General features: G+C 43.1%; 22 protein-coding genes. 21 read left to right on the top strand and 1 reads right to left on the bottom strand.

Annotation, left to right across the window (positions count from 1 at the left end; genetic code table 11):
• Positions 1-6: 6 nt before the first annotated feature.
• The 6 genes from H9Q76_RS12465 to H9Q76_RS12440 all read left to right on the top strand — a co-directional run bounded on the left by H9Q76_RS12465 (position 7) and on the right by H9Q76_RS12440 (position 8,349).
• Entirely contained in the window at positions 7-861 is an 855-nt protein-coding gene (locus H9Q76_RS12465; RefSeq protein WP_249321247.1) for a nitrilase-related carbon-nitrogen hydrolase, read from the top strand.
• 118 nt (positions 862-979) lie between these two features.
• Positions 980-1,678: a response regulator transcription factor gene (locus tag H9Q76_RS12460; protein ID WP_118545455.1), complete on the top strand. Its 699-nt coding sequence runs from the start codon at positions 980-982 to the stop codon at positions 1,676-1,678.
• Between the two features lie 4 nt (positions 1,679-1,682).
• The gene (locus tag H9Q76_RS12455) at positions 1,683-4,040 is read left to right on the top strand and encodes a sensor histidine kinase (protein ID WP_249321246.1); all 2,358 of its coding nucleotides are present in this window, start codon (positions 1,683-1,685) and stop codon (positions 4,038-4,040) included.
• Positions 4,041-4,106: 66 nt separating this feature from the next.
• The gene (locus tag H9Q76_RS12450; RefSeq protein WP_249321245.1) at positions 4,107-5,879 is read left to right on the top strand and encodes a Na/Pi cotransporter family protein; all 1,773 of its coding nucleotides are present in this window, start codon (positions 4,107-4,109) and stop codon (positions 5,877-5,879) included.
• Between the two features lie 246 nt (positions 5,880-6,125).
• Positions 6,126-7,073, top strand: a complete 948-nt coding sequence (locus H9Q76_RS12445) for an ABC transporter ATP-binding protein (protein ID WP_117780037.1) — start codon at positions 6,126-6,128, stop codon at positions 7,071-7,073.
• Between the two features lies 1 nt (position 7,074).
• Complete coding sequence (locus H9Q76_RS12440; protein ID WP_249321244.1) at positions 7,075-8,349, top strand: ABC transporter permease; 1,275 nt, start codon at positions 7,075-7,077, stop codon at positions 8,347-8,349.
• A 37-nt stretch (positions 8,350-8,386) separates the two neighbouring features.
• Here the strand turns inward: H9Q76_RS12440 and ymfI are convergent, their stop codons facing one another.
• Positions 8,387-9,115 carry an elongation factor P 5-aminopentanone reductase gene (gene ymfI / locus H9Q76_RS12435; protein WP_249321243.1) on the bottom strand — a complete coding sequence of 243 codons (729 nt, stop codon included), beginning with the start codon at positions 9,113-9,115 and terminating at the stop codon, positions 8,387-8,389.
• 213 nt (positions 9,116-9,328) lie between these two features.
• On the opposite strand from ymfI, the gene H9Q76_RS12430 reads away from it, so the two are divergent.
• The 15 genes from H9Q76_RS12430 to H9Q76_RS12365 all read left to right on the top strand — a co-directional run bounded on the left by H9Q76_RS12430 (position 9,329) and on the right by H9Q76_RS12365 (position 24,648).
• Positions 9,329-9,883 carry a LytR C-terminal domain-containing protein gene (locus tag H9Q76_RS12430; protein WP_021985953.1) on the top strand — a complete coding sequence of 185 codons (555 nt, stop codon included), beginning with the start codon at positions 9,329-9,331 and terminating at the stop codon, positions 9,881-9,883.
• Positions 9,884-9,958: 75 nt separating this feature from the next.
• Entirely contained in the window at positions 9,959-10,789 is an 831-nt protein-coding gene (locus tag H9Q76_RS12425; protein ID WP_249321242.1) for a YitT family protein, read from the top strand.
• Between the two features lie 188 nt (positions 10,790-10,977).
• Complete coding sequence (locus tag H9Q76_RS12420) at positions 10,978-12,090, top strand: ABC transporter ATP-binding protein (RefSeq protein WP_021985955.1); 1,113 nt, start codon at positions 10,978-10,980, stop codon at positions 12,088-12,090.
• A gap of 231 nt (positions 12,091-12,321) precedes the next feature.
• Positions 12,322-13,410, top strand: a complete 1,089-nt coding sequence (locus tag H9Q76_RS12415) for a PucR family transcriptional regulator (RefSeq protein ID WP_117780041.1) — start codon at positions 12,322-12,324, stop codon at positions 13,408-13,410.
• Between the two features lie 27 nt (positions 13,411-13,437).
• A complete protein-coding gene (gene ftsE / locus H9Q76_RS12410) occupies positions 13,438-14,127 on the top strand; it encodes a cell division ATP-binding protein FtsE (protein ID WP_021985957.1) in 690 nt (229 codons plus the stop codon).
• Positions 14,117-15,025 carry a permease-like cell division protein FtsX gene (gene ftsX, locus H9Q76_RS12405; RefSeq protein WP_118670981.1) on the top strand — a complete coding sequence of 303 codons (909 nt, stop codon included), beginning with the start codon at positions 14,117-14,119 and terminating at the stop codon, positions 15,023-15,025. Before ftsE ends, ftsX begins: the two co-directional genes overlap by 11 nt.
• 11 nt (positions 15,026-15,036) lie before the next feature.
• Entirely contained in the window at positions 15,037-16,242 is a 1,206-nt protein-coding gene (locus H9Q76_RS12400) for a murein hydrolase activator EnvC family protein (RefSeq protein ID WP_021985959.1), read from the top strand.
• Positions 16,243-16,279: 37 nt separating this feature from the next.
• Positions 16,280-17,545: a S41 family peptidase gene (locus tag H9Q76_RS12395; RefSeq protein ID WP_118374372.1), complete on the top strand. Its 1,266-nt coding sequence runs from the start codon at positions 16,280-16,282 to the stop codon at positions 17,543-17,545.
• A gap of 194 nt (positions 17,546-17,739) precedes the next feature.
• Complete coding sequence (gene guaA / locus H9Q76_RS12390; RefSeq protein ID WP_118670980.1) at positions 17,740-19,281, top strand: glutamine-hydrolyzing GMP synthase; 1,542 nt, start codon at positions 17,740-17,742, stop codon at positions 19,279-19,281.
• Positions 19,282-19,681: 400 nt separating this feature from the next.
• Entirely contained in the window at positions 19,682-20,959 is a 1,278-nt protein-coding gene (locus H9Q76_RS12385) for an AAA family ATPase (RefSeq protein ID WP_249321241.1), read from the top strand.
• Complete coding sequence (locus H9Q76_RS12380) at positions 20,949-21,578, top strand: hypothetical protein (protein ID WP_249321240.1); 630 nt, start codon at positions 20,949-20,951, stop codon at positions 21,576-21,578. The genes H9Q76_RS12385 and H9Q76_RS12380 overlap by 11 nt, the downstream gene beginning before the upstream one ends.
• 26 nt (positions 21,579-21,604) lie before the next feature.
• On the top strand, positions 21,605-22,498 hold the full coding sequence (locus H9Q76_RS12375) for a macro domain-containing protein (RefSeq protein ID WP_249321239.1): 894 nt from the start codon (positions 21,605-21,607) through the stop codon (positions 22,496-22,498).
• Between the two features lie 183 nt (positions 22,499-22,681).
• Positions 22,682-22,927, top strand: coding sequence for a TIR domain-containing protein (locus H9Q76_RS14020; protein WP_408646511.1), 246 nt, complete (start codon positions 22,682-22,684; stop codon positions 22,925-22,927).
• 21 nt (positions 22,928-22,948) lie between these two features.
• Positions 22,949-23,761 (top strand): hypothetical protein, encoded by an 813-nt coding sequence (locus tag H9Q76_RS12370; RefSeq protein WP_249321238.1) that lies wholly within the window; start codon positions 22,949-22,951, stop codon positions 23,759-23,761.
• Complete coding sequence (locus H9Q76_RS12365) at positions 23,758-24,648, top strand: macro domain-containing protein (RefSeq protein ID WP_249321237.1); 891 nt, start codon at positions 23,758-23,760, stop codon at positions 24,646-24,648. Before H9Q76_RS12370 ends, H9Q76_RS12365 begins: the two co-directional genes overlap by 4 nt.
• Positions 24,649-24,653 lie beyond the last annotated feature (5 nt).

Here is a 24,653-nt window from a genome sequence, read left to right as displayed (position 1 = left end):
CAGCGTATGCGGATCGCACTGGCACAAACGAATATCCTATGGGAAGATAAACAGGCGAATCTCGTCCGGGCAGAGGAATTTGTGATAGCTGCGGGCGCGGAGATCATATTGTTCCCGGAGATGAGTCTGACGGGATTCTCGATGCATACCGATGTGACGGCAGAAATTTGTCAACCGGATGCTGAGATACAATCGCGTGCGCAAATGGATAGCACTCCGGACATGACGAACCAACCAACAACCGGCTGGACGATTGAACAGATAAAAACACTTGCAGATCGGCACCACACGATAATTGGTATCGGCTGGGTGAAAAAGACAGAACCACTCTGTGAAAATCATTATTCGATCGTGACACCGGATGGAAAAATTGCAATGGATTATGCCAAGATCCATCCGTTTTCCTATGGGGAAGAACATGCACACTTCCGTGGCGGAGAGAAGCTTTGCACCGGAAGGCTCGGAGAATTTCAGGCAGGACTTGCCATCTGCTATGATCTGCGCTTCCCGGAACAGTTCCGGGCGATGGTTCCGGAGGCTGAAATTTTTATCGTGCCTGCGAACTGGCCCGAATCACGTGTATCACATTGGAAAGCACTTCTTGCCGCACGCGCAATCGAGAATCAGTGCTATGTGGCAGGGGTGAACTGTTGCGGTGATATGGACGGACAGTATTATTCCGGGGATTCGGGGGTGTATGCTCCGGATGGCAGCCTGCTTGTGCCGATGAGGGAAATCCGGCTTGCAGATGATTCCTGCAAGGAAGAAAAACTACTTGTGTATGATATACAAAACGATGTGACAAAGATCCGGGATGCATTTCCTGTGTTGCAGGATCGAAAAGAAATGAAATGTTCTTAATAAAATCTTAAATATATGAAATCTAGTATCTTAAAATTCATTTTGCGATAATACAGGTATCATAGCAACAGGGGTACCTGTATGGTCGGAGATTACCGATAGGGAAGAGGAGAACAATATGTATAACATTTTAGTCTGTGATGATGAGAAGGATATCGTGGAGGCACTTGGTATTTACCTGTCTGCAGAAGGGTACCAGGTGACGAAAGCGTACAACGGACAGGAGGCATGTGAGAAGCTGAAAACCGGTGATGTGCAGCTTGTACTGATGGACATCATGATGCCGGTGATGGATGGTATCACAGCGATGAACGAGATTCGCAAGATGTCCAATGTTCCGGTCATTCTGCTCACAGCGAAAAGTGAAGATACAGATAAGATCCTTGGTTTGTCGGTTGGCGCCGACGACTATATTACCAAACCATTTAACCCGGTTGTTATGATCGCAAGAGTAAAAGCACAGCTGCGCCGTTACATGATGCTTGGCGGAAATGTTCCGAAGGAACCGGAAGCGGATACGCTTACCATCGGCGGCGTCTGTCTGGATGACAGGGCGAAGAAGGTTACGATTGACGGAGATATGGTAAACCTCACCAAAACAGAGTATGCAATTCTGAAATTCCTGATGGAACATCCGAATACGGTCTATGCACCGAAGGATATCTATCGTGCAGTCTGGGAGGATGCTCCGTTTGGACAGGAGGGCACCGTTGCGGTACATATTCGCCACTTGCGTGAGAAAATCGAGGCAGATCCTTCGGAACCACGCTACATCAAGGTAGTCTGGGGACAAGGGTATATGTTTGGGAAGGAATGATAAAATGGACAAATTAAAGAAAAGTGCAGTGGCAAAGGTGGTTGCTGCAATCCTGCTTTCTGTATCGCTTTTTATGGCAGTGGTTTCCGGCTGTGTGGTAGTTGCGGCGATTTCGTACGGCGATTCCCGCCAGATGCAGGCGGAGGCGATTTACGATGGCTATATGGGAAATCTCGTGGATAATTCCTCGTATCAGGTGGACGAATACTACAAGGCATATGTGGAAAGTCAGGATGATACGCAGGAGAATCATACGATACGGTATTATAAGGATTATTTCAATGAGAAAAACAGCAATTTCTACTTCGAGGTCGTACCAGATGATGCAAAGAAGTATCCAACCTTGTCGAATTACAAGGCAGAAGAGTATCAGTATCATGACGTAAGATCCAGGCAGATAATGACCTATACCGGACAGACGACGATCACCTGTAAGCTTTCTCTGGAGGATATCATTGATTTCTGGAAGAACAATTATGTACCGGACGAATATGATGAGGATTACAGCAGCTATGAAGCGGACGAAGATGTATTTGCAACATCCGGGGAAGTTCCTGCGTCAATCCGTGACATGTACTGGGATTGGAGCAATATTTCCTTTGCGGATATGACCGTGGTTGACACTGCCGTAGATGACGAAGGCAATGCGGATCCGTATATTCAGCTTGACAATACAAATTTTATTTATTATCTCTCGAACAATTCCGCTTATCAGAAGGCAGTTGCACGTGCGACGAAGAAAGCCGGTGATGTGCAGATATACAATGAGAGCCTGACGCTGGATTATGACGGCAGCCTGACGCAGGGCATTGATATGTATACACCGGTTTCTTACACGCTGTATGCCTATGTCAGATCCGACCTGACTGCACGTGATATCTATGCAGAGTCGATCGTGCTGCGGTATTGTAAGCCGGTTATAAAGGCGGCACCCTATACGCTTGCTGCTTCGATCATTTTGATTCTGGTTATGGGCGGATTTTTGATCACTGCATCCGGGCACAGAAAAGCGCAGGAACAGATTACCTGCAATGCGTTCGACCGGATACCGTATGATCTGTTTTTGTATGTATTCTTCGCGGCTTTTGCAACGGGAGTCAATGTAATTAATTATTATGTATATTCCGGGATTGATGAGCTGTTTTTAGCAGCAATCTATCTGGCTGTCGTGGCGTTGCTTTTCCCGCCGCTTTTGATGACGACATCAACCAGAATGAAGGTTTCCGGCTGGGCAATGTTTGCAAACACATTGATCTGGCGGCTTTGTAAATTGCTTGTGTGGGTTGTAAAGTGGGTGTTTGGCAAACTTCGGGATATCTTCCGTTTCCTTGGAAGATATTTTAACCTTTATTGGAAATGGATTGGCGGATTGGCAGGAATCGCACTGCTCCGGTTTATTCTCGTGGCTGCGAGTGGTTCTGCCGGACTGGCAATCGTGCTGGATCTGGTATGTGCGGCTTTGCTTGCGGTCTTCCTGATCCGCGTGATTGTGCAGATGTATCGGCTGAAGGATGGCGCGAAGAAGATTGCAGACGGCGAGACGGATTATAAGATCGACACGGCACATATGCTGCCGGAATTTGCGGCACATGGCGAGACATTAAACTGTATTCAGGACAGTGTGCGCGTGGCAGTGGCAGAGCGGATGAAGAGCGAGCGGATGAAGACGGAGCTTATCACGAACGTTTCCCATGATATCAAGACACCGCTTACGTCTATTATCAATTACGTGGATATCCTCTCCAAGGCGGGAGATTTAAGTGACAAGGAAGCGGAATATCTGGAAGTGTTGCAGCGGCAGTCTGCAAGGCTCAAGAAGCTGATCGAGGATCTGATTGAAGCGAGCAAGGCGTCTACGGGCAATCTGGAAGTGCATATGGAACCGACCGATGTGGAAATGCTCTTAGAACAGGCACTCGGAGAATTCGAAGAGCGGCTTGCGGCATGTAAGCTGCAACCGGTAGTGACGAATTATCTGACGAAGAAATACGGTACGCAGGCAGACTGCCATGTCATGGCAGATGGCAGACATCTGTGGCGCGTGTTCGACAATCTGATCGGAAATATCATCAAGTACGCCCAGCCAAACAGCCGGGTATACATCGATATTGACGAGGCAGAACCGGGAGAGATCACAGTGACCTTCAAGAACATTTCGAAGGAACCACTGAACATCTCCGGCGATGAATTAAAGGAACGGTTTGTGCGTGGTGACCGTTCGAGAAATACAGAGGGCAATGGATTAGGGCTTTCCATTGCGCAGAGCCTGATGGAATTACAGAACGGCAAAGTGGAAATAATGATTGACGGAGACCTCTTCAAGGTTGTATTATTGTTAAAGACCGGAAACTGTAAAAATTAGGTGAATTTTGGGTAAAATCCAGCAGACCGGCTTATAAAATGTCAATAAAGAGAATAGGAGAAAAAGATGGATATTTTTGACGTTCTATCCATGGTTGGTGGTCTCGCATTGTTTCTGTACGGTATGCATATAATGGGAGATGCATTAGCGAAGATGTCAGGTGGTAAGCTGGAAAAGGTTCTCGAACGCCTTACCTCCAATAAGTGGTCTGCTGTGTTGCTTGGCGCAGGTGTAACGGCAGTCATCCAGTCATCCGGAGCGACGACGGTTATGGTCGTTGGTTTTGTTAACTCCGGTATCATGAAGCTCAGTCAGGCAGTCGGTATTATCATGGGTGCGAATATCGGTACAACGGCAACCTCATGGCTGCTGTCACTGTCCGGTATTGATGGAGGAAGCTTCTTCCTTCAGATGCTGAAGCCGACCTCTTTTACGCCGATTTTGGCTGTGATTGGTGCGATTTTAGTTGTATTTTGCAAGAGTGAGAAGAAGCATAACATCGGAACAATCTTACTTGGTTTTGCGATTCTGATGTATGGTATGACCGCAATGAGTTCGGCAGTGGAACCACTCAAGGATGTTCCGCAGTTCACACAGATTCTGACGAAGTTTGAGAATCCGCTTCTCGGAGTTATTGCAGGTTTTGTATTGACGACGATTATGCAGTCTTCCTCTGTGTCCGTAGGTATTTTGCAGGCACTTTGTTCCACGGGCGCTGTCTCCTATGCACTTGCTCTCCCTATCATTATGGGACAGAATATCGGCAGCTGTACGACTGCGATGATCTCAAGTGTGGGAGCAAGTAAGGATGCAAAACGCGCGGCAGCGGTTCATTTTTACTTTAATGTAATCGGAACGGTTGTATTCATGTTAGTATTTTATATCTCCAATGCATTTGTACATTATGCATTCCTGCCGCAGGCGGCAAATGAGGTAGGAATTGCAACGATCCATTCGATCTTTAATATTGCCGCAACGATTGTGCTGCTTCCGCTTTCCGGATTCCTGGAGTTTCTTGCTGTCAAGACCATCAAGGATGACGACGAGGAAGAGGATGAGCTTAGCAAGCATGACAAGGTACTGCAGCTTTTGGATCCTGTATTCTTAGAGAGACCTGGTTTCGCAATCATGCAGTGTCGGAAGGTAGCTTCTGAGATGGCAGAGCTCTCCATGAAATCTGTTGGACGTGCAGTCGGATTGCTTACCGCATACGACGAGGAAATAGCGGAACGGATCCGCAAGGAAGAAGATACCGTCGACAAATACGAGGATCAGCTTGGCACATATCTGCTCCGGCTCTCTACGAAAGATCTTTCGAAGGAAGATGGACACCGTCTGTCACTGATGCTTCATTCGCTGGGAGATATCGAGCGTATCTCGGATCTGGCTGTGAATATACTGCTGGCAGTGGAACAGATGCATAAGAAAGAACTGATCTTCTCGAAGAAGGCGATGGATGAGCTTGCTGTCTACAGCAAGGCACTCAAAGATATCCTGACGATGACAGTTAATGCATTTGAGCAAAATGACCGTTATAAAGCAGCGCTTGTACAGCCTTTGGAAGAGTTGATGGACGATATGAACAAAGAGCTCAAGAAACGTCATGTCAAGCGTCTTCGTAAAGGCAAATGTACGATTGAGCTTGGACTTAGTCTGTCAGATATCTCCGATACTTATGAGCGTATCTCTGATCACTGCTCGAATATTGCAACCTGTGTAATCCAGGTGGAGGATGATGAACTCGATGCACATGAGCACCGCAAAGAAGTGAAGGAGCAGGATGCGAAGTGGTACGACGAACAGTACCGTGCATATGAACAGAAGTATGCACTGCCATAACAGTTGATAATAATAGAAAGATATGCACGGATGTGCATGCCGGTCATCATGCGGATACATGGTGATGGATCATAACATGTTTTCGATAGACCAGCATTTTATCTGGCAGACAGATGAAATGCAGGAGCAGATAGTTGCAAATGACAATTGATTCTGCTATATTGGGAACATGTTATTTTTATACAAAATTTCGGATTTGTATAGTACGTAGGAATAACAAAATCGGTAGATAGGAAGGAAGAGGTTATGAAGCTCGAATTAAAAGATATAAGAAAAAGCTTCGGGGAAAAAGAAATCCTGCATGGGGTCAGCTTCGCGGTGGAGAGCGGACGGGCGCTCGGACTACTTGGTCGAAATGGTGCTGGTAAGACGACAACTATCCGGATTATCATGGATGTATTCCATGCAAATTCCGGCGAGATTATGCTTGATGGAGAAATATTTCGTCCGACGGCAAGCCAGGTTGGATATCTGCCGGAGGAACGGGGACTTTACCCGAAGAAGAAAGTACGTGACCAGATGGTGTATCTGGCTATGCTTAGGGGCATGAATAAGAAACAGGCGAATGAGAGCACAGTGAAATGGCTGGATCGTCTTCATGTATCCGAATATATTGACCGGAATTTAGAGACATTATCAAAAGGAAACCAGCAGAAGGTACAGCTTGCGGCAACTCTGGTCGGTGAGCCACAGTTAGTCATATTAGACGAGCCGTTTTCCGGGTTAGATCCGGTCAATGCACAGGTGTTAAAGGACGTCATCCGGGAATTGATCCGCGAAGGTCGCATCGTTATTTTCTCCAGCCATCAGATGAGCTATGTGGAGGAATTCTGCGAGGATATCGCAATTATTAACCATGGCGATGTCGTATTGTCCGGACATCTCGATGATATCAAGGATACGTACGGACGTGGCAGAAAGACGATATCGGCGGACAATTACAGCCCACAGGAGCTGGCTGATATCTGCAGGGAGAAGCTGTCTTCTTATGCAGCTGTTGAGCGCGTGACTAAAAAGTACGTGGTGCTTGAACTGAAAACCCAGGCTGATATGTGGCAGATCCTTGATATTTGCAAACAGGCAGGAGTTGAAATTCACCAGTTTGGAGCCTATGAGCCATCCTTGAATGATATCTTTATCTCTTGTGTCGGGGATGAAGAACCGGACACAGAAGCAGCAAAGGAGGCGGTATAATATGAAACAGTTTTTCACGATATTAAAGTTTGAACTGGACAACTATTTTAAGAGCAAGTCATATGTGATATCCACAATCCTGATTGCTGTTTTGGCAGCGGGCATCATGTTCGTGCCGCGTGTCAAGGATGCAATTACGGGAGATAAGAAGGATTCTACCGTTCAGGACAGCACTTCAAAGGAGGATTCTTCCGCAGATGCGGATGCAGAGCATACATACGGGGTCTACGATCCGGATGGAATTTTGATCATTGACGTGGATGGCTCGGTATGGGGGTCTATGGAAACAGGAATAAATCTGGTCAGCTTTGACAGTGAGGATGCTTTGAAAAAAGCGGTTGAAGACGAAAAAGCGGCCGCCGGATTTGCGGTTCGTTCGCTGTCTGATTACGATTATTATGTATATAACAAGAGCATGGATAATTCCGATGCAGCTGTCTTTGACAGCTATCTGGGGATGCTTGTCAAGCTGGATTACTGTGAGAAGCATGATCTGGATCTGAATGAATTCATGGAGGCGTCATATAAGGAGATTACCCATGATGAGTATGTCCTTGGCAAGGACAGCACACAGAATTTCTGGTATTGCTATGTGCTTGTGATCCTGATATTTATGCTCATCATCATGTATGGCATGAGTATTGCGTCTTCTGTTACAAATGAGAAGAGCAACCGTTCCATCGAGATTCTGGTTACCAGTACCGATTCAACGGCGCTGCTGTTCGGCAAGGTATTTGCAGGTGCCGTGGCAACGGTATTTCAGGTTGGAATCATTGCTGTCTGTCTGCTTGGTTCATACCAGTACAATAAAGATTTCTGGAGCATTGACCTTGGCATGTTCCTGGATATCCCAGCCAATGTATTGGTTGTATTTGCAGTATTCGGCATTGGCGGATTCCTCTTCTATGCGTTTCTGTACGGCGCGCTTGGGGCGCTGGTATCGAAGATTGAGGACTTGAACAAGTCTGCCGGATCAGCACAGATGATTATCATGATCGTATATTTTGTTGTGCTGCTTCAGCTTGACAAGGTGGATGGTGTACCGATGAAAGTCTGTTCTTTCCTGCCGTTTAGCTCTTACAGCGCCATGTTTGCACGTGTGGCGATGGGACATGTACAGATATGGGAAATCATCGTATCTGCGGTCATTCTGTATATTTCCGTTGCTCTTATGGGTGTGATCGGAGGTAAGATCTTCCGGAGTTCGACATTGCGTTACGGAAATCCGATCAAGCTTACAACAGCAATCAAAAACCTGCGTAAGAAGGATTCATAACGAATTCAGAAAAGAATTCGGAAAAGAAAAATGGTGGCTAGATCCAGCCACCATCGAATTTCAATATTTCGCCGGTCATATAATCCGGCATTGCCAAAATATGAGAGATACAGGCGGCGGCTTCTTCGGGAGCCGCCATTTTTTCTGCCGGGATTTCCTCACAGAGCGTCTTCTTCTCTTCGACAGACAGATGACCGTTCATGGTCGTGTCCACCGCACCGAAAGCAATCGCATTGACCGCGATATGGCTTGGGGCAAGTTCCTTTGCAAGCGCCATTGTCAGACTGTTGATGGCACCCTTCGTCGCGGAATAAGCAACTTCACAGGAGGCACCGACGAGTCCCCAGACCGAGGAGATATTCAGGATACGTCCATACTGGTTTCGCACCATATCGGGAATCACTGCGTGGCAGGTGTTGTAGACGGAAGTTACATTGATGCGCAGGATGCGGTCGAATTCTTCCGGCGTCATGTCCTGAAAAAGCCCGACGAGCGAGATGCCTGCGTTGTTGACGAGTATATCGACCGGATGTCCGGATGCGACAAGTGACCGGACGCATTCTTCAACAAATGCAAAGTCGGATACATCCCCGGTAAATGGAATGCATTCGCAATTGGTTGTGGTGTGAATCTGATTCGCGACGGCATTTAATTTTCCGTCGGTATTCCGGCTCATAATGGCAACACAGTCGTATTCTTTTGCTAACTGATAGGCGGCAGCTTCGCCGATTCCGCGGGAAGCACCGGTAATAAGAGCTGTTTTCATGGGATTGGGACCTCCTTGTTATTCTTGAAATATCTATAGCAGGATGCAACTTTTTCACAAAAAATCCATACTACGATTATGCTATAAATGGTTGAAAAAAACAACAACATTTGCTATACTTGAAAAATGTATTGAAAAAAAGACTAGAATGAGCGACGGTAGATACGAATAGAAAAAGATGGAAACAACGTATGACGTAGATAGGAGAAAATTATGAGTGGAAAAAAACAGCAGACGGCAGCAGGATTGTTCTTTTCAATGTTGCTTCGCGCAGCCGTTATTATATTAGGACTTGCCATTGTGGCATTTGGCGCATTTTTTGTAATGCAGGCATTAAAGGGGAACACAGCGAAGGATACGCCTGCGACAACCCTCGATGAGAATGCATTGACGGATTCTCAGGTGGATGATCTTCAGATCACACCATCCACAGAGGCTGAGACAACCGAAGCTGCACAGGAGGCTGAGACAGTCAGTGCAACGGATAGGAAGATCCTGGTGCTGAACAGTACCGATATTGCAGGACTTGCCGGACGCTGGTGTGATACGTTAAATGCAAATGGATATGCAAATACAAATGCATCCGATTACACAGAAGCACTTGCAGACACCAAGATCGTAGCAAGAGAAGATGGCGTAGGCAAAGAACTGGTACAGTATTTTGCAAATGCCAGCTATGAAGTTGGAACTGTGACAAGCAATGTGACAGAATCCACAGACGGTTACGATGTCGTGATTATCATTGGTGCATCCGACAGCAATCATTAAAAACGAATAAAAATGAAAGATGGACTCCATACTAGATGTTAGTATGGAGTCTTTTTTCGTGTGGAGGTTTGTGTGATGACTGCAAAACGATATGGCTTGATGACCGTGGGAGCATTTTTGATGGCATTCTCGGTTGTTGTATATTTTAACCCACTGGAGCTGGTGACCGGAGGTGTGACCGGACTGGCAATCCTGCTGGAGCATCTGTTTCATATCCAGCTGTGGCTGGTCAATGCAGCGGTCAATATTCCATTGTTTATCATAGGATATAAGGTGCTTGGAAAGCAGATATTTTACCGGACGGTCTATGCGACGGTTTGTCTGTCTGTGTTCCTTGGGCTGCTCCGTCCATTGCCGCTTCTCACCGGGGATGTACTGGTCGACGGACTGTGTGGCGGCGTAATCATGGGTGGTGGACTTGGCTTGATCTTCCTGCAAAATGCGTCCTCCGGCGGCGCAGATATGACAGCGCAGATCATTAACCGGCGCATCCCGCATGTATCGGTTCCAAAGCTGATGGCAATCGTTGACGGGATCATTATCCTGTTTGGAATTGGCGTGTTCGGACTGCGCAACGGAATCTATGCGCTGATCGTCCTGTTTGTCATGACGAAAGTATCTGATTTTGTGCTGGAGGGACCAAACCATGCCAAGCTTATGTATATCATATCAACCGAGGAAAAGGCACTCGCTGAATACATTACCGGGCAGCTGGGGCGCGGTGTCACGCGTGTGCCGGCACAGGGCGGATATACCGGCTGCCCGAAGCAGATGCTGCTCTGTGCACTTAGTTCAAAAGAAATGGTAAATGTCAAGCGGAAAATTTATGAGCTGGATGACCGGGCAATCTGTTTTGTGGGGGATATTCGGGAGGCTTATGGTGAAGGTTTCACAAAATATAGCTAGTCAGAATTCGGTAAAGTTTGTGAAAAATCCACAAAAAAATCATGAAAAAAATTTTCATATACAAATTACACAATATTTTTCCGCCTTATTTGTTGAATAGTAATATGGCAACTTCGGGCTATTTGGTGTATCATACAAACATCATGAGTCAGATGATTATAGCTAAAATCTAAGGAGGAAAAATCAAAATGGCTAGTTTACAACTTAAGAATGTTTATAAAATTTATCCAAATGGCTTCAACGCTGTAAAGGACTTCAACTTGGATATTGAAGATAAAGAGTTCATCATCTTCGTTGGACCTTCAGGATGTGGTAAGTCAACAACACTTCGTATGATCGCAGGTCTTGAGGATATCAGTTCCGGTGAGCTTTGGATCGGTGACAAGATGGTTAATGATGTAGAGCCTAAGGACAGAGATATTGCGATGGTATTCCAGAACTACGCTTTGTATCCACATATGTCAGTTTATGATAACATGGCATTCGGTCTGAAGCTTAGAAAGGTACCAAAGGAGAAGATTGATAAGCAGGTACATGAGGCTGCTAAGATTCTTGATATCGAGCATCTGCTTGACAGAAAGCCAAAGGCTTTGTCAGGTGGTCAGAGACAGCGTGTGGCTATGGGACGTGCAATCGTTCGTGAGCCTAAGGTATTCCTTATGGACGAGCCTCTTTCAAACTTGGATGCTAAGCTCCGTGTTCAGATGCGTGTTGAGATCTCTAAGCTTCACCAGAGACTGCAGACAACTATCATTTACGTAACACATGACCAGACAGAGGCTATGACTCTTGGTACAAGAATCGTAGTTATGAAGGATGGTATCATCCAGCAGGTTGATACACCTCAGAATCTGTATGATAAGCCATGCAACCTCTTCGTAGCTGGATTCATGGGTATGCCACCTATGAACTTCATCGATTGTAAGGTTGTTAAGTCTGGAGCAGATGTATTACTTATGTTCGGTTCTCACTCAATCAAGGTTCCTGATGCTAAGGCTCAGAAGCTTATCAGCGGTGATTTCCTTGATAAGGAAGTTGTTCTTGGTATCCGTCCAGAGGATATTCATGATGAGCAGCTCTTCATCGAGTCTTCACCTGAGAGTGTTATCGATGCAAGAATCAATATTTACGAAATGCTTGGTGCTGAAGTATATCTGTACTTCACAATCGACCAGTTCGATATCACAGCAAGAGTAAATGCACGTACAACAGCAAGACCTGGTGATACAGTTCAGTTCGCATTCGACCTGAGCAAGATCCACATCTTCGATAAGGAGACAGAGGAGATTATCATCAACTAGTCAGGTGCTGCGTTCTAAAATTTGAACAAAGTGTGATTTTTCAGAGGAAATGCATAAAAATTATGCGTTTCCTCTTTTTTTTTTTACATTTTTCGTGTAGAATGTACTTTGTATGAGTATAGGCAATGTTGAATAATTGGAAAGTATTTGACATTGACAGAAGAATGTATAAATGTTACAATTTTGTTACAGAATTTTTAAAAATTCACAACAAAGAATAGGGGTGGACGAATGATTTCGAATCAGATACTGCAGGATACGGTTACCGGAATTAAATCAATTACACGTGTAGAACTCTGTGTGATGGATACCGAAGGTAAGATACTTGCGACAACTATGCGCGGAATGGAAGAATATGAGGATGAGGTTGTAAAATTCTCTGAATCAGCGGCGGACAGTCAGGTGATCCGTGGCTTCCAGTTTTTCAAGGTGTATGATGAGAATGAACTGGAATATGTCATACTGGCAAAAGGGGATGCCGAGGATGTCTATATGATTGGAAAGATGGCAACTTTCCAGATCCAGAATCTTCTGGTGGCATACAAGGAGCGTTTTGACAAGGACAACTTTATCAAGAACCTGTTGCTTGACAATCTGCTTCTGGTAGATATTTATAACCGTGCGAAGAAGCTGCATATTGAGGCAGATGTAAAACGTATCGTGTTTATTATCGAGACAAAGACGGAGAAGGATACCAACGCATTGGAGACAGTCAGAACGTTGTTCTCCAGCAAGACAAAGGATTTCATTACGGCAGTTGACGAGAAAAACATTATTCTGGTCAAGGAAGTAAAGCCGAGTGAGACTTACGAAGATATGCGCAAGACTGCAAAGGTAATTGTGGATATGCTGAATACAGAAGCCATGTCATCGGTCAATGTGGCATATGGTACGATCGTCAACGAAATCAAAGAAGTTTCCCGTTCTTATAAGGAAGCAAAGCTTGCACTGGATGTAGGAAAGATCTTTTATAGCGACAGAAAGATTATCGCATACAGCAATCTCGGAATCGGCCGACTGATCTATCAGTTGCCACTTCCACTTTGCAAGATGTTTATCAAGGAGATTTTTGATGGTAAATCACCAGACGAGTTCGACGAGGAGACATTGACAACAATCAACAAGTTCTTCGAGAACAGTCTGAATGTATCTGAGACATCCCGTCAGCTTTACATTCACCGAAATACTCTGGTTTACCGTCTGGATAAACTTCAGAAGAGTACCGGACTTGACCTCCGGGTATTCGAGGATGCCATTACCTTCAAGATTGCCCTTATGGTTGTGAAATATATGAAGTACATGGAGTCGTTAGAGTATTAAAAGACACGCTCAAAAGGAGATAATAAGATGTTAGAACTGAGTCATGTGAAAATGAGGTATCCGGCGAGTAAGACGTATGCCTTGAACGATGTAAGTTTGAAGATAGAAAAAGGCGAGTTTGTGTTTATCGTAGGTTCTTCCGGATCAGGTAAGACGACACTGATTAAGCTGCTGTTAAAAGAATTGGACCCGACCTCTGGTAAAATCAAGGTCGCAGACACAGATTACAGTAAATTGAAGAGAAAAAATATTCCTAAGATTCGACGTAAGATTGGTGTTGTATTTCAGAACTTCCGCTTACTCAAGGATCGCACGGTATATGAGAATGTTGCATTTGCACAGCGTGTCATTGAGACACCAAGCCGCTACATTCGTCGGCAGGTACCAGCGATGTTGACATTGGTCGGACTTGCGGATAAATATAAGTCATTTCCAAAGCAGTTGTCCGGTGGTGAGCAGCAGAGAGTCGCACTTGCGAGAGCGCTGGTAAATAAGCCGGAGATCCTGCTTGCGGATGAGCCAACCGGTAACTTGGATCCAAAAAATTCATGGGAAATTATGCGTCTTCTGGAGGATGTCAACAAGAAGGGAACAACGGTTGTTGTTGTAACGCATAACAAAGAGATCGTCAATATGATGAAGAAACGTGTAATCACGTTGAAGCATGGCGAAATAATCAGCGATGAGCAAAAAGGTGGGTATATTGATGAGGATTAGTTCATTCATGTATAGTATCAGACAGGGTATTAAAAATATTAAACGAAACCTTTTGTTCTCATTGGCATCCATCGGAACAATCGTTTCCTGTCTGTTCTTATTTGGTTTATTTTATTGTGTGATTGTGAATTTCCGTACAGCAATGACGGATCTGGAGAATACAGTTACGATTTCTGTATTCTTTGATGAAGGTGTAACAGATGAGAATATCACAATGATCGGTCAGCAGATTCGACTGCGTGATGAGGTCAATACACTGGATTTCATTTCCGCAGATGAGGCATGGAAGCAGTATGCAGAAGAGAAGTTTGATGATCCGCAGGCAGCGATTGATGCATTCCAGGGGGACAACCCATTGAAGAACAGTGCATCATATAAGATCACATTGAAGGATCTGTCAAATCAGGCAGAATTTGTACAGTACTTAAAGGGATTGACCGGTGTACGTAAGGTACTTAGCTCCGAGGTAACTGCAGACGGTGTGGCAGCACTGAACAGCGTTGTCAGCTATGCATCCATCGGAATTATTGTGATCCTGTTGCTCGTATCGATCTTCCTGATCAGTAATACGATTACAATCGGTATTACTGTGCGTAAGGAAGAAATTGGTATTATGAAGCTGATTGGTGCGACAAACTTCTTCGTACGTGCGCCATTCATTGTAGAGGGTGTTGTGATCGGACTTGTGGGATCATTGATTCCATTGATCTTGATCTACTATATGTATGATACAGTGGTTCAGTACATCATTGGCCGGTTCTCCGTTGTACAGAGCTTATTTGCATTTGTACCGGCAAAGGAGATATTTTCAGTTCTGATTCCATTATCTGCGGGTATTGGTATCGGACTTGGTTTGATTGGTAGTTTATTGACAACACGGAAACATTTGAAAGTTTAGGAGGGAAGCATATGAAGTGTAAAAAGCTTGTGAGAGCAATCATTGCATTTGCTGTGGCTGGAAGCATGAGTATGACGGTAAATGCGACGAGTATTTCGGACCTGAAGGATCAGAAAGATCAGAAGGAAAGCAAGAAGGAAGAAGCAGAAGCCGTTCTCGCCCAGTTGGAGAAAGAACAGAATTCGATTCTGGATGCGATTGCAGAACTGGATGCGCAGGTAACGGAATATACAAATGAAATTACGGATCTGGAGGCGCAGCAGACTCAGCTCGAAGCAGATATTGAGACGAAGCAGACCGAGCTTACGGCTGCACAGGAGAAGGAACAGGAACAGTATGAGGCGATGAAAGAGCGAATCAAATACTCATACGAAAATGGTAATCCATCGTATCTGGATGTACTTTTCTCAACCTCCGATATCTCGGATATCGTAAATCAGGCAGAATATGCAGATCAGATTTATTCTTACGATAAGAATATGTTTGATGATCTGGTAGAGACACGACAGACGATCGCAGATACAAAGGCCGGTCTGGAAAAAGATCTGAAGGATGTTGAGGATATCAAACTGGAAGTGGAAGACAACAAGGCTGCTGTCGAGGTTATGATCGAGGGTAAGCAGGTACAGGTAGCAAACTACGAATCATCCATCGGTGATTACGAGGCAACGATTGCAGAGCTGGAGCAGGATATCGAGGCAACCAATCAGGCAATCGCAGCCGCAGAGGAAGCATATAGACAGCAGCAGGCAGCCGCAGCGGCCGCGGCAGCAGCTGCAGGAAGCACAACAACGGCACCGACAGATGTAAATATCACATATACAGGTGGAAGCCTGCAGTGGCCAGTATCAACTGGAGGAACGGTTACTTCCAGATTTGGACCGAGAGAGAGTCCTGGAGGTATTGGTTCGAGATATCATCAGGGATTGGATATTGGATGTCCGACAGGAACACCGATTGTAGCATGCGAGGCTGGAACGGTAATTGCGGCGTCTTACTCAAGCTCGATGGGTAATTATGTAACGGTTGCACACAGTTCGTCTATGTCAACTACATATATGCATAATTCAAGCTTGTGTGTCAGCGTGGGACAGACGGTATCGCGTGGACAGGTCATTGCGCTTGCTGGAAGTACCGGAAATTCGACAGGTCCACATTGTCATCTTGGATTAAGAATCAATGGCAGCTATGTTGATCCATGGCCGTATTTACAATAAGATGAAAGCGCAAGGTTAAAGGAGAGTAAAAGTAGACGTGAAAAAGAACATGAAAAAACTATGGGCTTTGGCGTTGGCAACCGCGTTATCTGTTGCATGTATCGGTTGTGGAAATCAGACAGAGTCAAAGAAGAATACACGGGAATCCATTGATGTACAGACGGATTCGGATGCAACACAGGCAGATACGTCAGAACCAGTAGTTGCATCGGATCTGTGGCAGGACAGTTCAGTTGCAAAGAAGGTCGATGAGATCAATTCCCTGATTGACAAGTATTATTATTTCGATGTTGACCGGGATAAGCAGGAAGAAGCGTTGTATGACGGAATCATGGATGGTCTGGATGATCCGTACTCTGTCTATTATACAAAGGAAGAGTATGCAGAACTGCAGGAAGATACTTCGGGTGAATATGTAGGTATCGGTGCAGTTGTGACGATGAATTCCGATATGCGTGTCGAAATCGTACGTCCGATCAAGAACAGCCCGGCTGAGCAGGCTGGACTGAAGGCAGGCGATATTTTAGTTCAGGTAGATGACACGGAGATTACCGATCAGGAGCTTTCTGTGGTAGTAGATATGATCCGTGGCGAAGAAGGAACGAAGGCACATCTGAAGATTTACCGTCAGGGCGAATCCGATTATCTGGAGTTTGATGTAGAGCGTCGTACGGTGGAGAATTACACGGTAGAAAGTGAGATGCTGGATGATCAGGTTGGTTATATCGCAGTTACACAGTTCAACGACAATACAGCACAGGAATTTGAAGATGCTATCGATGAGGTGCAGGCAAATGGAGCCAAGGCAGCTATCATTGATTTGCGTGATAATCCGGGTGGACTTCTGACAGCCGTTGTTGATATGTGCGATTATATCATGGACGACGGTGTCATCGTATCCACGAAGGACCGTGATGGAAATGTGCTTGGTGAGTACAAAGATACGGGAAAGCACAGCGTAGATATTCCATTGGTTGTACTTGTAAATGGCAACAGTGCCAGTGCATCTGAGATTTTCTCCGGAGCAATGCAGGATTCAGGTAAGGCGAAGCTGGTTGGTACAACGACATTTGGTAAGGGTATCGTTCAGTCAGTCATACCGCTTTCCGATGGAACTGCTGTGAAGCTTACGGTTGCAAAGTATTTTACACCAAATGGAAACGATATTCATAAGAAGGGCATTACACCAGATTATGAGGTAGAACTTCCAGATGGACAGACATCGGCTGTCAATATCGACCGTGCAGATGATACACAGTTACAAAAAGCGCAGGAAGTTATTGCAGAGATGCTAAATAATTAGTATAATAAGCAGGGGTTTTATCGAAAGATAGGACTCTTGCTTATTTTCTTATAAATATAATAAGAGGATGAGTAATTATATACAATCGTGGTTACAACACATGATATAATGAGGCACGCTGATGCGTGCGCAGGTCATCACGTTATTGCATGGTGGCAAGAAATACAATAAATCAGAGAAGAAGGGAGACGCACATGAATAAGGAAATGATTATCGTGCTTGATTTTGGTGGTCAGTACAACCAGTTGATTGCACGTCGTGTCCGTGAATGTAATGTGTATGCAGAGGTACATCCGTACACCTTGTCGCTCGACAAGATCAAGGAAATGAATCCAAAGGGAATCATTTTCACGGGTGGTCCAAATAGTGTGTATGGCGAGGAGTCACCACGCTATCAGAAGGAAATATTTGATTTGGGAATTCCGATTCTCGGAATCTGTTATGGCTCGCAGTTGATGGCATATATGCTTGGAGGTACCGTGGAAACTGCGCCAGTCAGTGAGTATGGCAGAACCGAAGTGGATGTAGATAACAGCAGTGCTATCTTCCAGGGCGTAAAGCCACAGACAATCTGCTGGATGAGTCACACAGATTATATTTCAAAGGCACCAGAGGGGTTTAAGGTTGTTGCAAAGACACCAGTTTGCCCAGTTGCAGCGATGGAGTGCCCGGAGCGCAAGCTGTATGCGACACAGTTCCATCCAGAGGTTATGCATACTGAAGAAGGACAGAAGATGCTGTCAAACTTCGTTTATAACGTATGTGGATGCTCCGGCGACTGGAAGATGGATTCATTCGTAGAGACGACGATTCGCGAGATCCGTGAGAAGGTTGGAGACGGAAAGGTATTATGTGCCCTGTCCGGTGGTGTCGATTCCTCCGTAGCAGCCGTTCTTCTCTCAAAAGCAGTAGGAAAGCAGCTTACCTGTGTATTCGTTGATCACGGCTTACTTCGTAAGAACGAGGGCGATGAGGTCGAGGCAGTATTTGGCCCGGATGGCCCATACGAGCTGAACTTTATCCGTGTCAATGCACAGGAGCGTTATTATAAGAAATTAGCCGGTGTTACCGAGCCAGAAGCAAAACGTAAGATTATCGGCGAAGAATTTATCCGCGTATTCGAGGAAGAGGCAAAGAAGATCGGCGCGGTTGACTTCTTAGTACAGGGAACGATTTACCCAGACGTGATCGAGTCTGGGCTTGGAAAGTCTGCAGTCATCAAGAGTCACCATAACGTAGGTGGACTTCCAGATCATGTTGATTTCAAGGAAATCATCGAACCACTCCGCCTGCTCTTCAAGGATGAAGTAAGAAAAGCCGGATTGGAACTTGGTATTCCAGAATACCTCGTATACCGTCAGCCATTCCCAGGACCGGGACTTGGCATCCGTATCATCGGGGAAGTAACCGCAGACAAGGTTCGTATTGTGCAGGATGCAGATTACATCTATCGCGAAGAAATCGCCAAAGCAGGGCTTGCCAAGAACCTGGGACAGTATTTCGCAGCACTGACCAACATGCGTAGTGTCGGCGTTATGGGCGATGAGCGAACCTACGACTACGCGATTGCACTTCGTGCAGTCAACACCAGCGACTTCATGACCGCTGATTGCTCCGAGATCCCATTCGAAGTACTGCAGAAGGTTATGACAAGAATCATAAATGAAGTAAAGGGCGTAAACCGTGTAATGTATGATCTGACGAGTAAACCGCCTGGAACGATTGAGTTTGAGTGATAACGAGCCAAACACGACATAAGTAAATACGGCATCTGCGAAGCAGATGTCACACAAGAAAGGATGAGCCGTCATGCTTGCATGAAACGGTTCATCCTTTTCTTGTGCGTAGACATCCGGCTGATCAGCCGGATGCGGTATTCCTTAATGAAAGTACTTGGCGACAACATACAGCGAGATGAAGCGAAGCGGAATCGAGCTGAGGAGGGAGTAAGCGGTAGCGCAGGCGGTAATATGAGGTGCATGGCTGCTCTCAGGTCAATAACAAGAGGGAGGCTAAGGGTTATCTTCCTTTTGCATGTCGACTAACAATATATTTCGTGAAAAAAAGTTGCATAAAAAATAATTGATGATATAATAATGATAAGTAAAGAAGAAAAGTGACTTGGAGGAATGAGCCATGATTATAGAGATAAGAGCAAAAAACTGTTATGCATTTGAGGATGACATTACATTTTCGATGAAAGCAGATATGCGAAATAAAAAATTTGGAGCAAATGTTCACAAAGAGAATAATTTTAATGTCCTTAAAACGGTAGGAATATATGGACCAAACAATGCCGGTAAAACATGTCTAATCAAGTGCATTAGGGCAATAAGAAATGTACTTTTAAATAAGAAGAATGGACTGATGCCAAATATATTTACTGATAGTGATGTATGCGAGTTAGGTGTTACATTTATGGCATCTGGAAGAAAGTTTTCTTATGATTTTAAGTATGATGCAGAAAAAGAAGAATATATATATGAGTCATTTTCGGAGATATTTAAAGATCAGTACAACAACGAAAAGGAAGTTTGTTGGTTAAAAAAAGATACTGTTAGTGAAATATATGAGTGTATTGATGAATCCGTTCAGAATATGATTTCAGTTGTATCGAAGAATAATTTGCTATGCTATGTGGTAGATACAAGTAAATTCGAATATATCAACGAGATGAAGCAGATTCTTGTCGGATTTGCAGAAAAAATTGATATCATCAATATGAATAACATACCTATGCAGCACACGATTGAACTCATGAAGAATAAGAATCAGTTGCAACAGAAGGTTGTTGAGTTCATAAAAAATGCTGATTTATATATGGATAATTTTGAATATGTGGATATGGATAAGATACAGCTGAAAACTGGTGAAGGTGATGAAAAGCCAGATGAGAAAGTGCTTGATATTCCGGAGAACATTATGGATCAAATCAGATTGGTATCCACTTATAAAGGAGTCCATGTACCAAGTATGATGTTTGATTCTACAGGAACAAAGAAGATTGCTGCTATTGCCAGCTATGTAATCGAAGCACTTGAACAGGGCAGAATTTTAGTCGTGGATGAGCTGGACAGCAGTATTCATTTTAAGCTCACCAGAGCGATTGTTGCCATGTTTAATAATGAATTGAATACAAGTGCACAGATGATATTTACAGTACATGATATAAATCTTATGGATTGCAAGAGAATGTTCCGGAAGGAGCAGATTTGGTTTGTTCATAAGGATGAAGAAGGCGTATATGTGTATTCACTTGCAGATTTTACAGCACAGCAGGGGGTGCGAGATACGACAGATGTTATGGAAAAATATAGAAAAGGTGCGCTTGGCGCTTTACCTGATCCAGAATTGATTAACTCTTTGCTTAGCATTAAAAGTGGTGTAAAGGGGGATGATGCCGATGCCAAATAAGCTCCCTAAGTTTTTGGATAACCATAAAATCTGTATTATCTGTGAAGGTAATGAGGAATATGAGTATCTAAATCGATTAAAAAATTTAAAAGTATGGAACGAGCAATATGATATTTCATTGGTCAATGCTGGTGGAAATGGAAATATCCCGGCGAGGTATCAGGACCGATATCAAAATGGGGCAGATGAACTTGTGCTTGTGTTCTGTGATACGGAAAAGAAACCACATGAGCAGTATGAAGATATTAAACGTAAGATTAATGAGTTTCATGGTGTGGATAATGCAGCAGATGAAGTGATTATATTTGGTAATCCATGTACGATGCAAATTATATCTAAACATTGGACCAATGAAAATCTGAAATCTCCAGCAAAACCGGTGAATGCTCCCTTGATAAAGGAATATACAGGGGTGGAGAATTACAAAGGAAGGGCAGACCAGATCAATGAGGTTATGAAGTATGTTACTGTAGAGAATTACAAAGATATGAGTCGACGAGTGAAAGATTTGGATTCGGATGATTCTGTTACTGGTAGCAGTAATTTTGGAAAGTTCATAAAGCTGTTTGAGAGTGATGATAGTGGGTGGATTGAGAAGATTAATGAACAAATAGAGTAGTATAAGGAGAGTACAAAAGTTATATTATGAACAAAGTAAACGTGATAAAACAAAATTTGGAGTTCATAGGTAAAACGTGGATTAAGTGTATTGGTACATTTGCAAGTATATTATCGCTTTTCTTTTTGTTTTGGACTTGGGATGATATACGAATTACGTCAACACAATATAAATGTGTGATAATAATATTATTATGTGTGCTTGCGCTCATACTTGCAATTCTATGGACGTGTATTTTTAAGAGAACAAAGACAATTTGGGAAAGTCCATCTGGGAAAATAAAAGTATGTTATTCTGATATTATGAAAGATGGGTTTGACAAAAGGAACAAGGAAGAAAAGTTATTTGTAATTCCGGTTAATTCATGTTTTGACACTATTGTAGATGAAGATATATCAACATGTTCAAAGCCATTGGTATCACCTAATTCGCTACATGGAAGATGGATAAAAACAATGGTTAATAAGGGATTTACTATAGAAGAAATAGACAACAAGATACATAATTGCTTGGAAATGCAAAATTTAGTGCCCAAAAGTATTATTGCTGACGAAGATAAGGAACGTGGGAAAAGAGAAGTATATGAGTTAGGTACAGTGGCGATGATTAGGGGAAATAACAATAGTACCTTTTTGTTACTTGCAATTTCGGAATACGATAAAGATAATATCGCTCATACTTCTGTCGATGATTTAGAAATGTGCATAAAATCACTTCTTAATTTTTACGATCAACATGGTCAAGGGCATAGATTGGTAATTCCATTGATGGGAACAAACCTTTCGAGAGCAGGATTGTCACATAATGATTCACTGAGAGTAATAACATCGTTATTTCAATTGTATGGAGATAAAATACATGGAGAAGTTGATGTTGTTATATATAAAGGAGATAAAGATAAAGTAACATTAGACATATAGTAAAGGAGGAATTTAATATGTCATATCGAAATGCAAATTATAGTGCGTTTTATGTTTCGGAACCATTTAGTGAAAGTAATTTAGGGGCAAATTCAACACATGATTTTGTTTACTACAATATGCTAAGATTGTGGAGAGGATAATAGTTTTCCCTTTAATGATGCACATGATAAGACATATAATGTGCGAGATGGTAGTGATTGGGAAAAGACTCTTAAGCCTAGACTTCATACAAGACTTGACAATTCTAAGAACATTATTTTATTTTTAAGTTCCATTACTGCCAATAGTCGTGCATTGAGGGAGGAAATGAATTACGGAATAGGTACAAAAGGTTTACCGGTAATTGTAATTTATCCAGATTACGACAAGAAGTCAGATATAGTTGATAGTAATAGCGGCATAGCTAATTGCCATGTAATCACATGATAAAGATGAGAGGGATACAGTATGGGATTAAGTTCTTTGACAAGATATAATCTTTTTATGGAAAGCGGAGATTCAATAGAAAGTGATGATGGAATAGTACGCTTTAGGGATTACTTATCAGTTAAGAATATGTATTATGATTCTGCAAGACTCATACGGGGCTTTGAAGACATTATTAATAATGAGGAAAGAATGCCTCAAATGGAAGAATATCAAGGAATCTTTGATCGTAATGCAAACGAAGTCCAAGATTTATTGTTCGTGCAGAGAATAACAAATCAAATACAGCAACAAATGAGTAAAAAAATGGAAAAAGAACAGTCTTCTTCCAACTCATTTAAAACATACTTTAGATACTTGTTAAAGGCTATTGCAGATTATCAAGAAGAAGTTATAGAAACCAATTTTATTGGGCTTTCGGACAATGAGATCATTCGTACCGCGAGAAAGCAAACCTTTTTGTCATACGCATATTACGACAAGGGGTTAACTCAAGCTTTGTTTTACTATTTTTGGCTTCGCTCTGGCTTTTTATATGTTAATTGGATGTGGGATGGAGCAAATAATCACAGTTCCGCCACCAAGGAGAAATTGGAAGATGCTTTAAAAGATAGCAATCAGTTTTTGTTCCTGAGAACGACGAATAGTGAGTTACGAATTCGAGGTAATAATAACAGCATTCGCCAATGGTGTGCTTGGGAAATCGGAAATTTCTACACAAAGCATAAAGAAGAAAAATATTACACAAGTTTTTATGATAAAACAGAACCTCGAAACGATATCTTAGATACATTTAGTCCAATGAGAGAAGTAGTTCTAGGAGAGATACGATGAAAATATTATTTCGTACAATGAAATATAACTGGCGTTACATATTTTCTAAAAGTAACAAAATCGCAGTAGCCCTATTTTCTGTTTGGGGGTTTGTTACATTAGTTACACCTACAGATATTATGTTAAATTGTATTGATAATGTAGTTCTGCGAATAATTGTAGCCGTGCTTATTTTGATGGTAATCTATTTTGCTATAGTAATAGGGGGCACGATTTATACGAAGCAAAGAAAACAAGTGAAAATTTTTGATCTTCACTCAAATCATTCGTTGTTTGTGGAATATGGGGATTTATTTAATAGCGGAGATCCAAATGAAGAGAAGAACATTGCTTTTGCTGGGAATCGATGTTTCGACACGATTGTGGATGATGATTTAATAGGGTCAAAAAAAATTCACGGTATGGCACTTAAACGAATATATGAGCAAGGCAATAGGGATTCAGATACAGTCTCGAATGAGATACAAAACAATTTGTCATTGCATGGATATAAGTATACAGATCTCAAACAAAAAGAAAAACGAAGTGGAAACTTGCGTCGATATGATGTCGGATCGGTTGCTGAAATAAATGGTCTCAACAATGAACAGTATTTTATCTTGGGGCTAACATATTTTGACAATGAATTAAGAGCCCATGTCGAAAAGATAGACTATATAAAAGCTATAGCTTCTTTAGTAAAGTATATTTCAGAACGCTCTCAAGGGTTTTCTACATATATGCCTGTAATTGGGACGGGAGGGGCTGATGCAGGCTGTGTAAATGACTTAGTTGTCTATATTGTTAAAACAATTGAGCTTTTTAAGGATGAAATAGATTGCGATATACATATTGTTGTAAGTGATAAAGAAGAAAAATTAGGTTTGATGAACCTGAAAATGTTATAGGGAGG

It is taken from the genome of Wujia chipingensis (assembly GCF_014337155.1).
In the GTDB taxonomy this organism is placed as follows: domain Bacteria; phylum Bacillota; class Clostridia; order Lachnospirales; family Lachnospiraceae; genus Coprococcus_C; species Coprococcus_C hominis.
Note: the sequence above shows the minus strand (reverse complement) of the source record. Positions and strands in the feature narration are given on the sequence as shown.

What these genes read in the sequence shown, in the direction of transcription:
- H9Q76_RS12465 (WP_249321247.1), top strand. Translation starts at nt 7, where the DNA reads ATGCGGATCGCACTGGCACAAACGAATATCCTATGGGAAGATAAACAG.
- H9Q76_RS12460 (WP_118545455.1), top strand. Translation starts at nt 980, where the DNA reads ATGTATAACATTTTAGTCTGTGATGATGAGAAGGATATCGTGGAGGCA.
- H9Q76_RS12455 (WP_249321246.1), top strand. Translation starts at nt 1,683, where the DNA reads ATGGACAAATTAAAGAAAAGTGCAGTGGCAAAGGTGGTTGCTGCAATC.
- H9Q76_RS12450 (WP_249321245.1), top strand. Translation starts at nt 4,107, where the DNA reads ATGGATATTTTTGACGTTCTATCCATGGTTGGTGGTCTCGCATTGTTT.
- H9Q76_RS12445 (WP_117780037.1), top strand. Translation starts at nt 6,126, where the DNA reads ATGAAGCTCGAATTAAAAGATATAAGAAAAAGCTTCGGGGAAAAAGAA.
- H9Q76_RS12440 (WP_249321244.1), top strand. Translation starts at nt 7,075, where the DNA reads ATGAAACAGTTTTTCACGATATTAAAGTTTGAACTGGACAACTATTTT.
- ymfI (WP_249321243.1), bottom strand. Translation starts at nt 9,115, where the DNA reads ATGAAAACAGCTCTTATTACCGGTGCTTCCCGCGGAATCGGCGAAGCT.
- H9Q76_RS12430 (WP_021985953.1), top strand. Translation starts at nt 9,329, where the DNA reads ATGAGTGGAAAAAAACAGCAGACGGCAGCAGGATTGTTCTTTTCAATG.
- H9Q76_RS12425 (WP_249321242.1), top strand. Translation starts at nt 9,959, where the DNA reads ATGACTGCAAAACGATATGGCTTGATGACCGTGGGAGCATTTTTGATG.
- H9Q76_RS12420 (WP_021985955.1), top strand. Translation starts at nt 10,978, where the DNA reads ATGGCTAGTTTACAACTTAAGAATGTTTATAAAATTTATCCAAATGGC.
- H9Q76_RS12415 (WP_117780041.1), top strand. Translation starts at nt 12,322, where the DNA reads ATGATTTCGAATCAGATACTGCAGGATACGGTTACCGGAATTAAATCA.
- ftsE (WP_021985957.1), top strand. Translation starts at nt 13,438, where the DNA reads ATGTTAGAACTGAGTCATGTGAAAATGAGGTATCCGGCGAGTAAGACG.
- ftsX (WP_118670981.1), top strand. Translation starts at nt 14,117, where the DNA reads ATGAGGATTAGTTCATTCATGTATAGTATCAGACAGGGTATTAAAAAT.
- H9Q76_RS12400 (WP_021985959.1), top strand. Translation starts at nt 15,037, where the DNA reads ATGAAGTGTAAAAAGCTTGTGAGAGCAATCATTGCATTTGCTGTGGCT.
- guaA (WP_118670980.1), top strand. Translation starts at nt 17,740, where the DNA reads ATGAATAAGGAAATGATTATCGTGCTTGATTTTGGTGGTCAGTACAAC.
- H9Q76_RS12385 (WP_249321241.1), top strand. Translation starts at nt 19,682, where the DNA reads ATGATTATAGAGATAAGAGCAAAAAACTGTTATGCATTTGAGGATGAC.
- H9Q76_RS12380 (WP_249321240.1), top strand. Translation starts at nt 20,949, where the DNA reads ATGCCAAATAAGCTCCCTAAGTTTTTGGATAACCATAAAATCTGTATT.
- H9Q76_RS12375 (WP_249321239.1), top strand. Translation starts at nt 21,605, where the DNA reads ATGAACAAAGTAAACGTGATAAAACAAAATTTGGAGTTCATAGGTAAA.
- H9Q76_RS12370 (WP_249321238.1), top strand. Translation starts at nt 22,949, where the DNA reads ATGGGATTAAGTTCTTTGACAAGATATAATCTTTTTATGGAAAGCGGA.
- H9Q76_RS12365 (WP_249321237.1), top strand. Translation starts at nt 23,758, where the DNA reads ATGAAAATATTATTTCGTACAATGAAATATAACTGGCGTTACATATTT.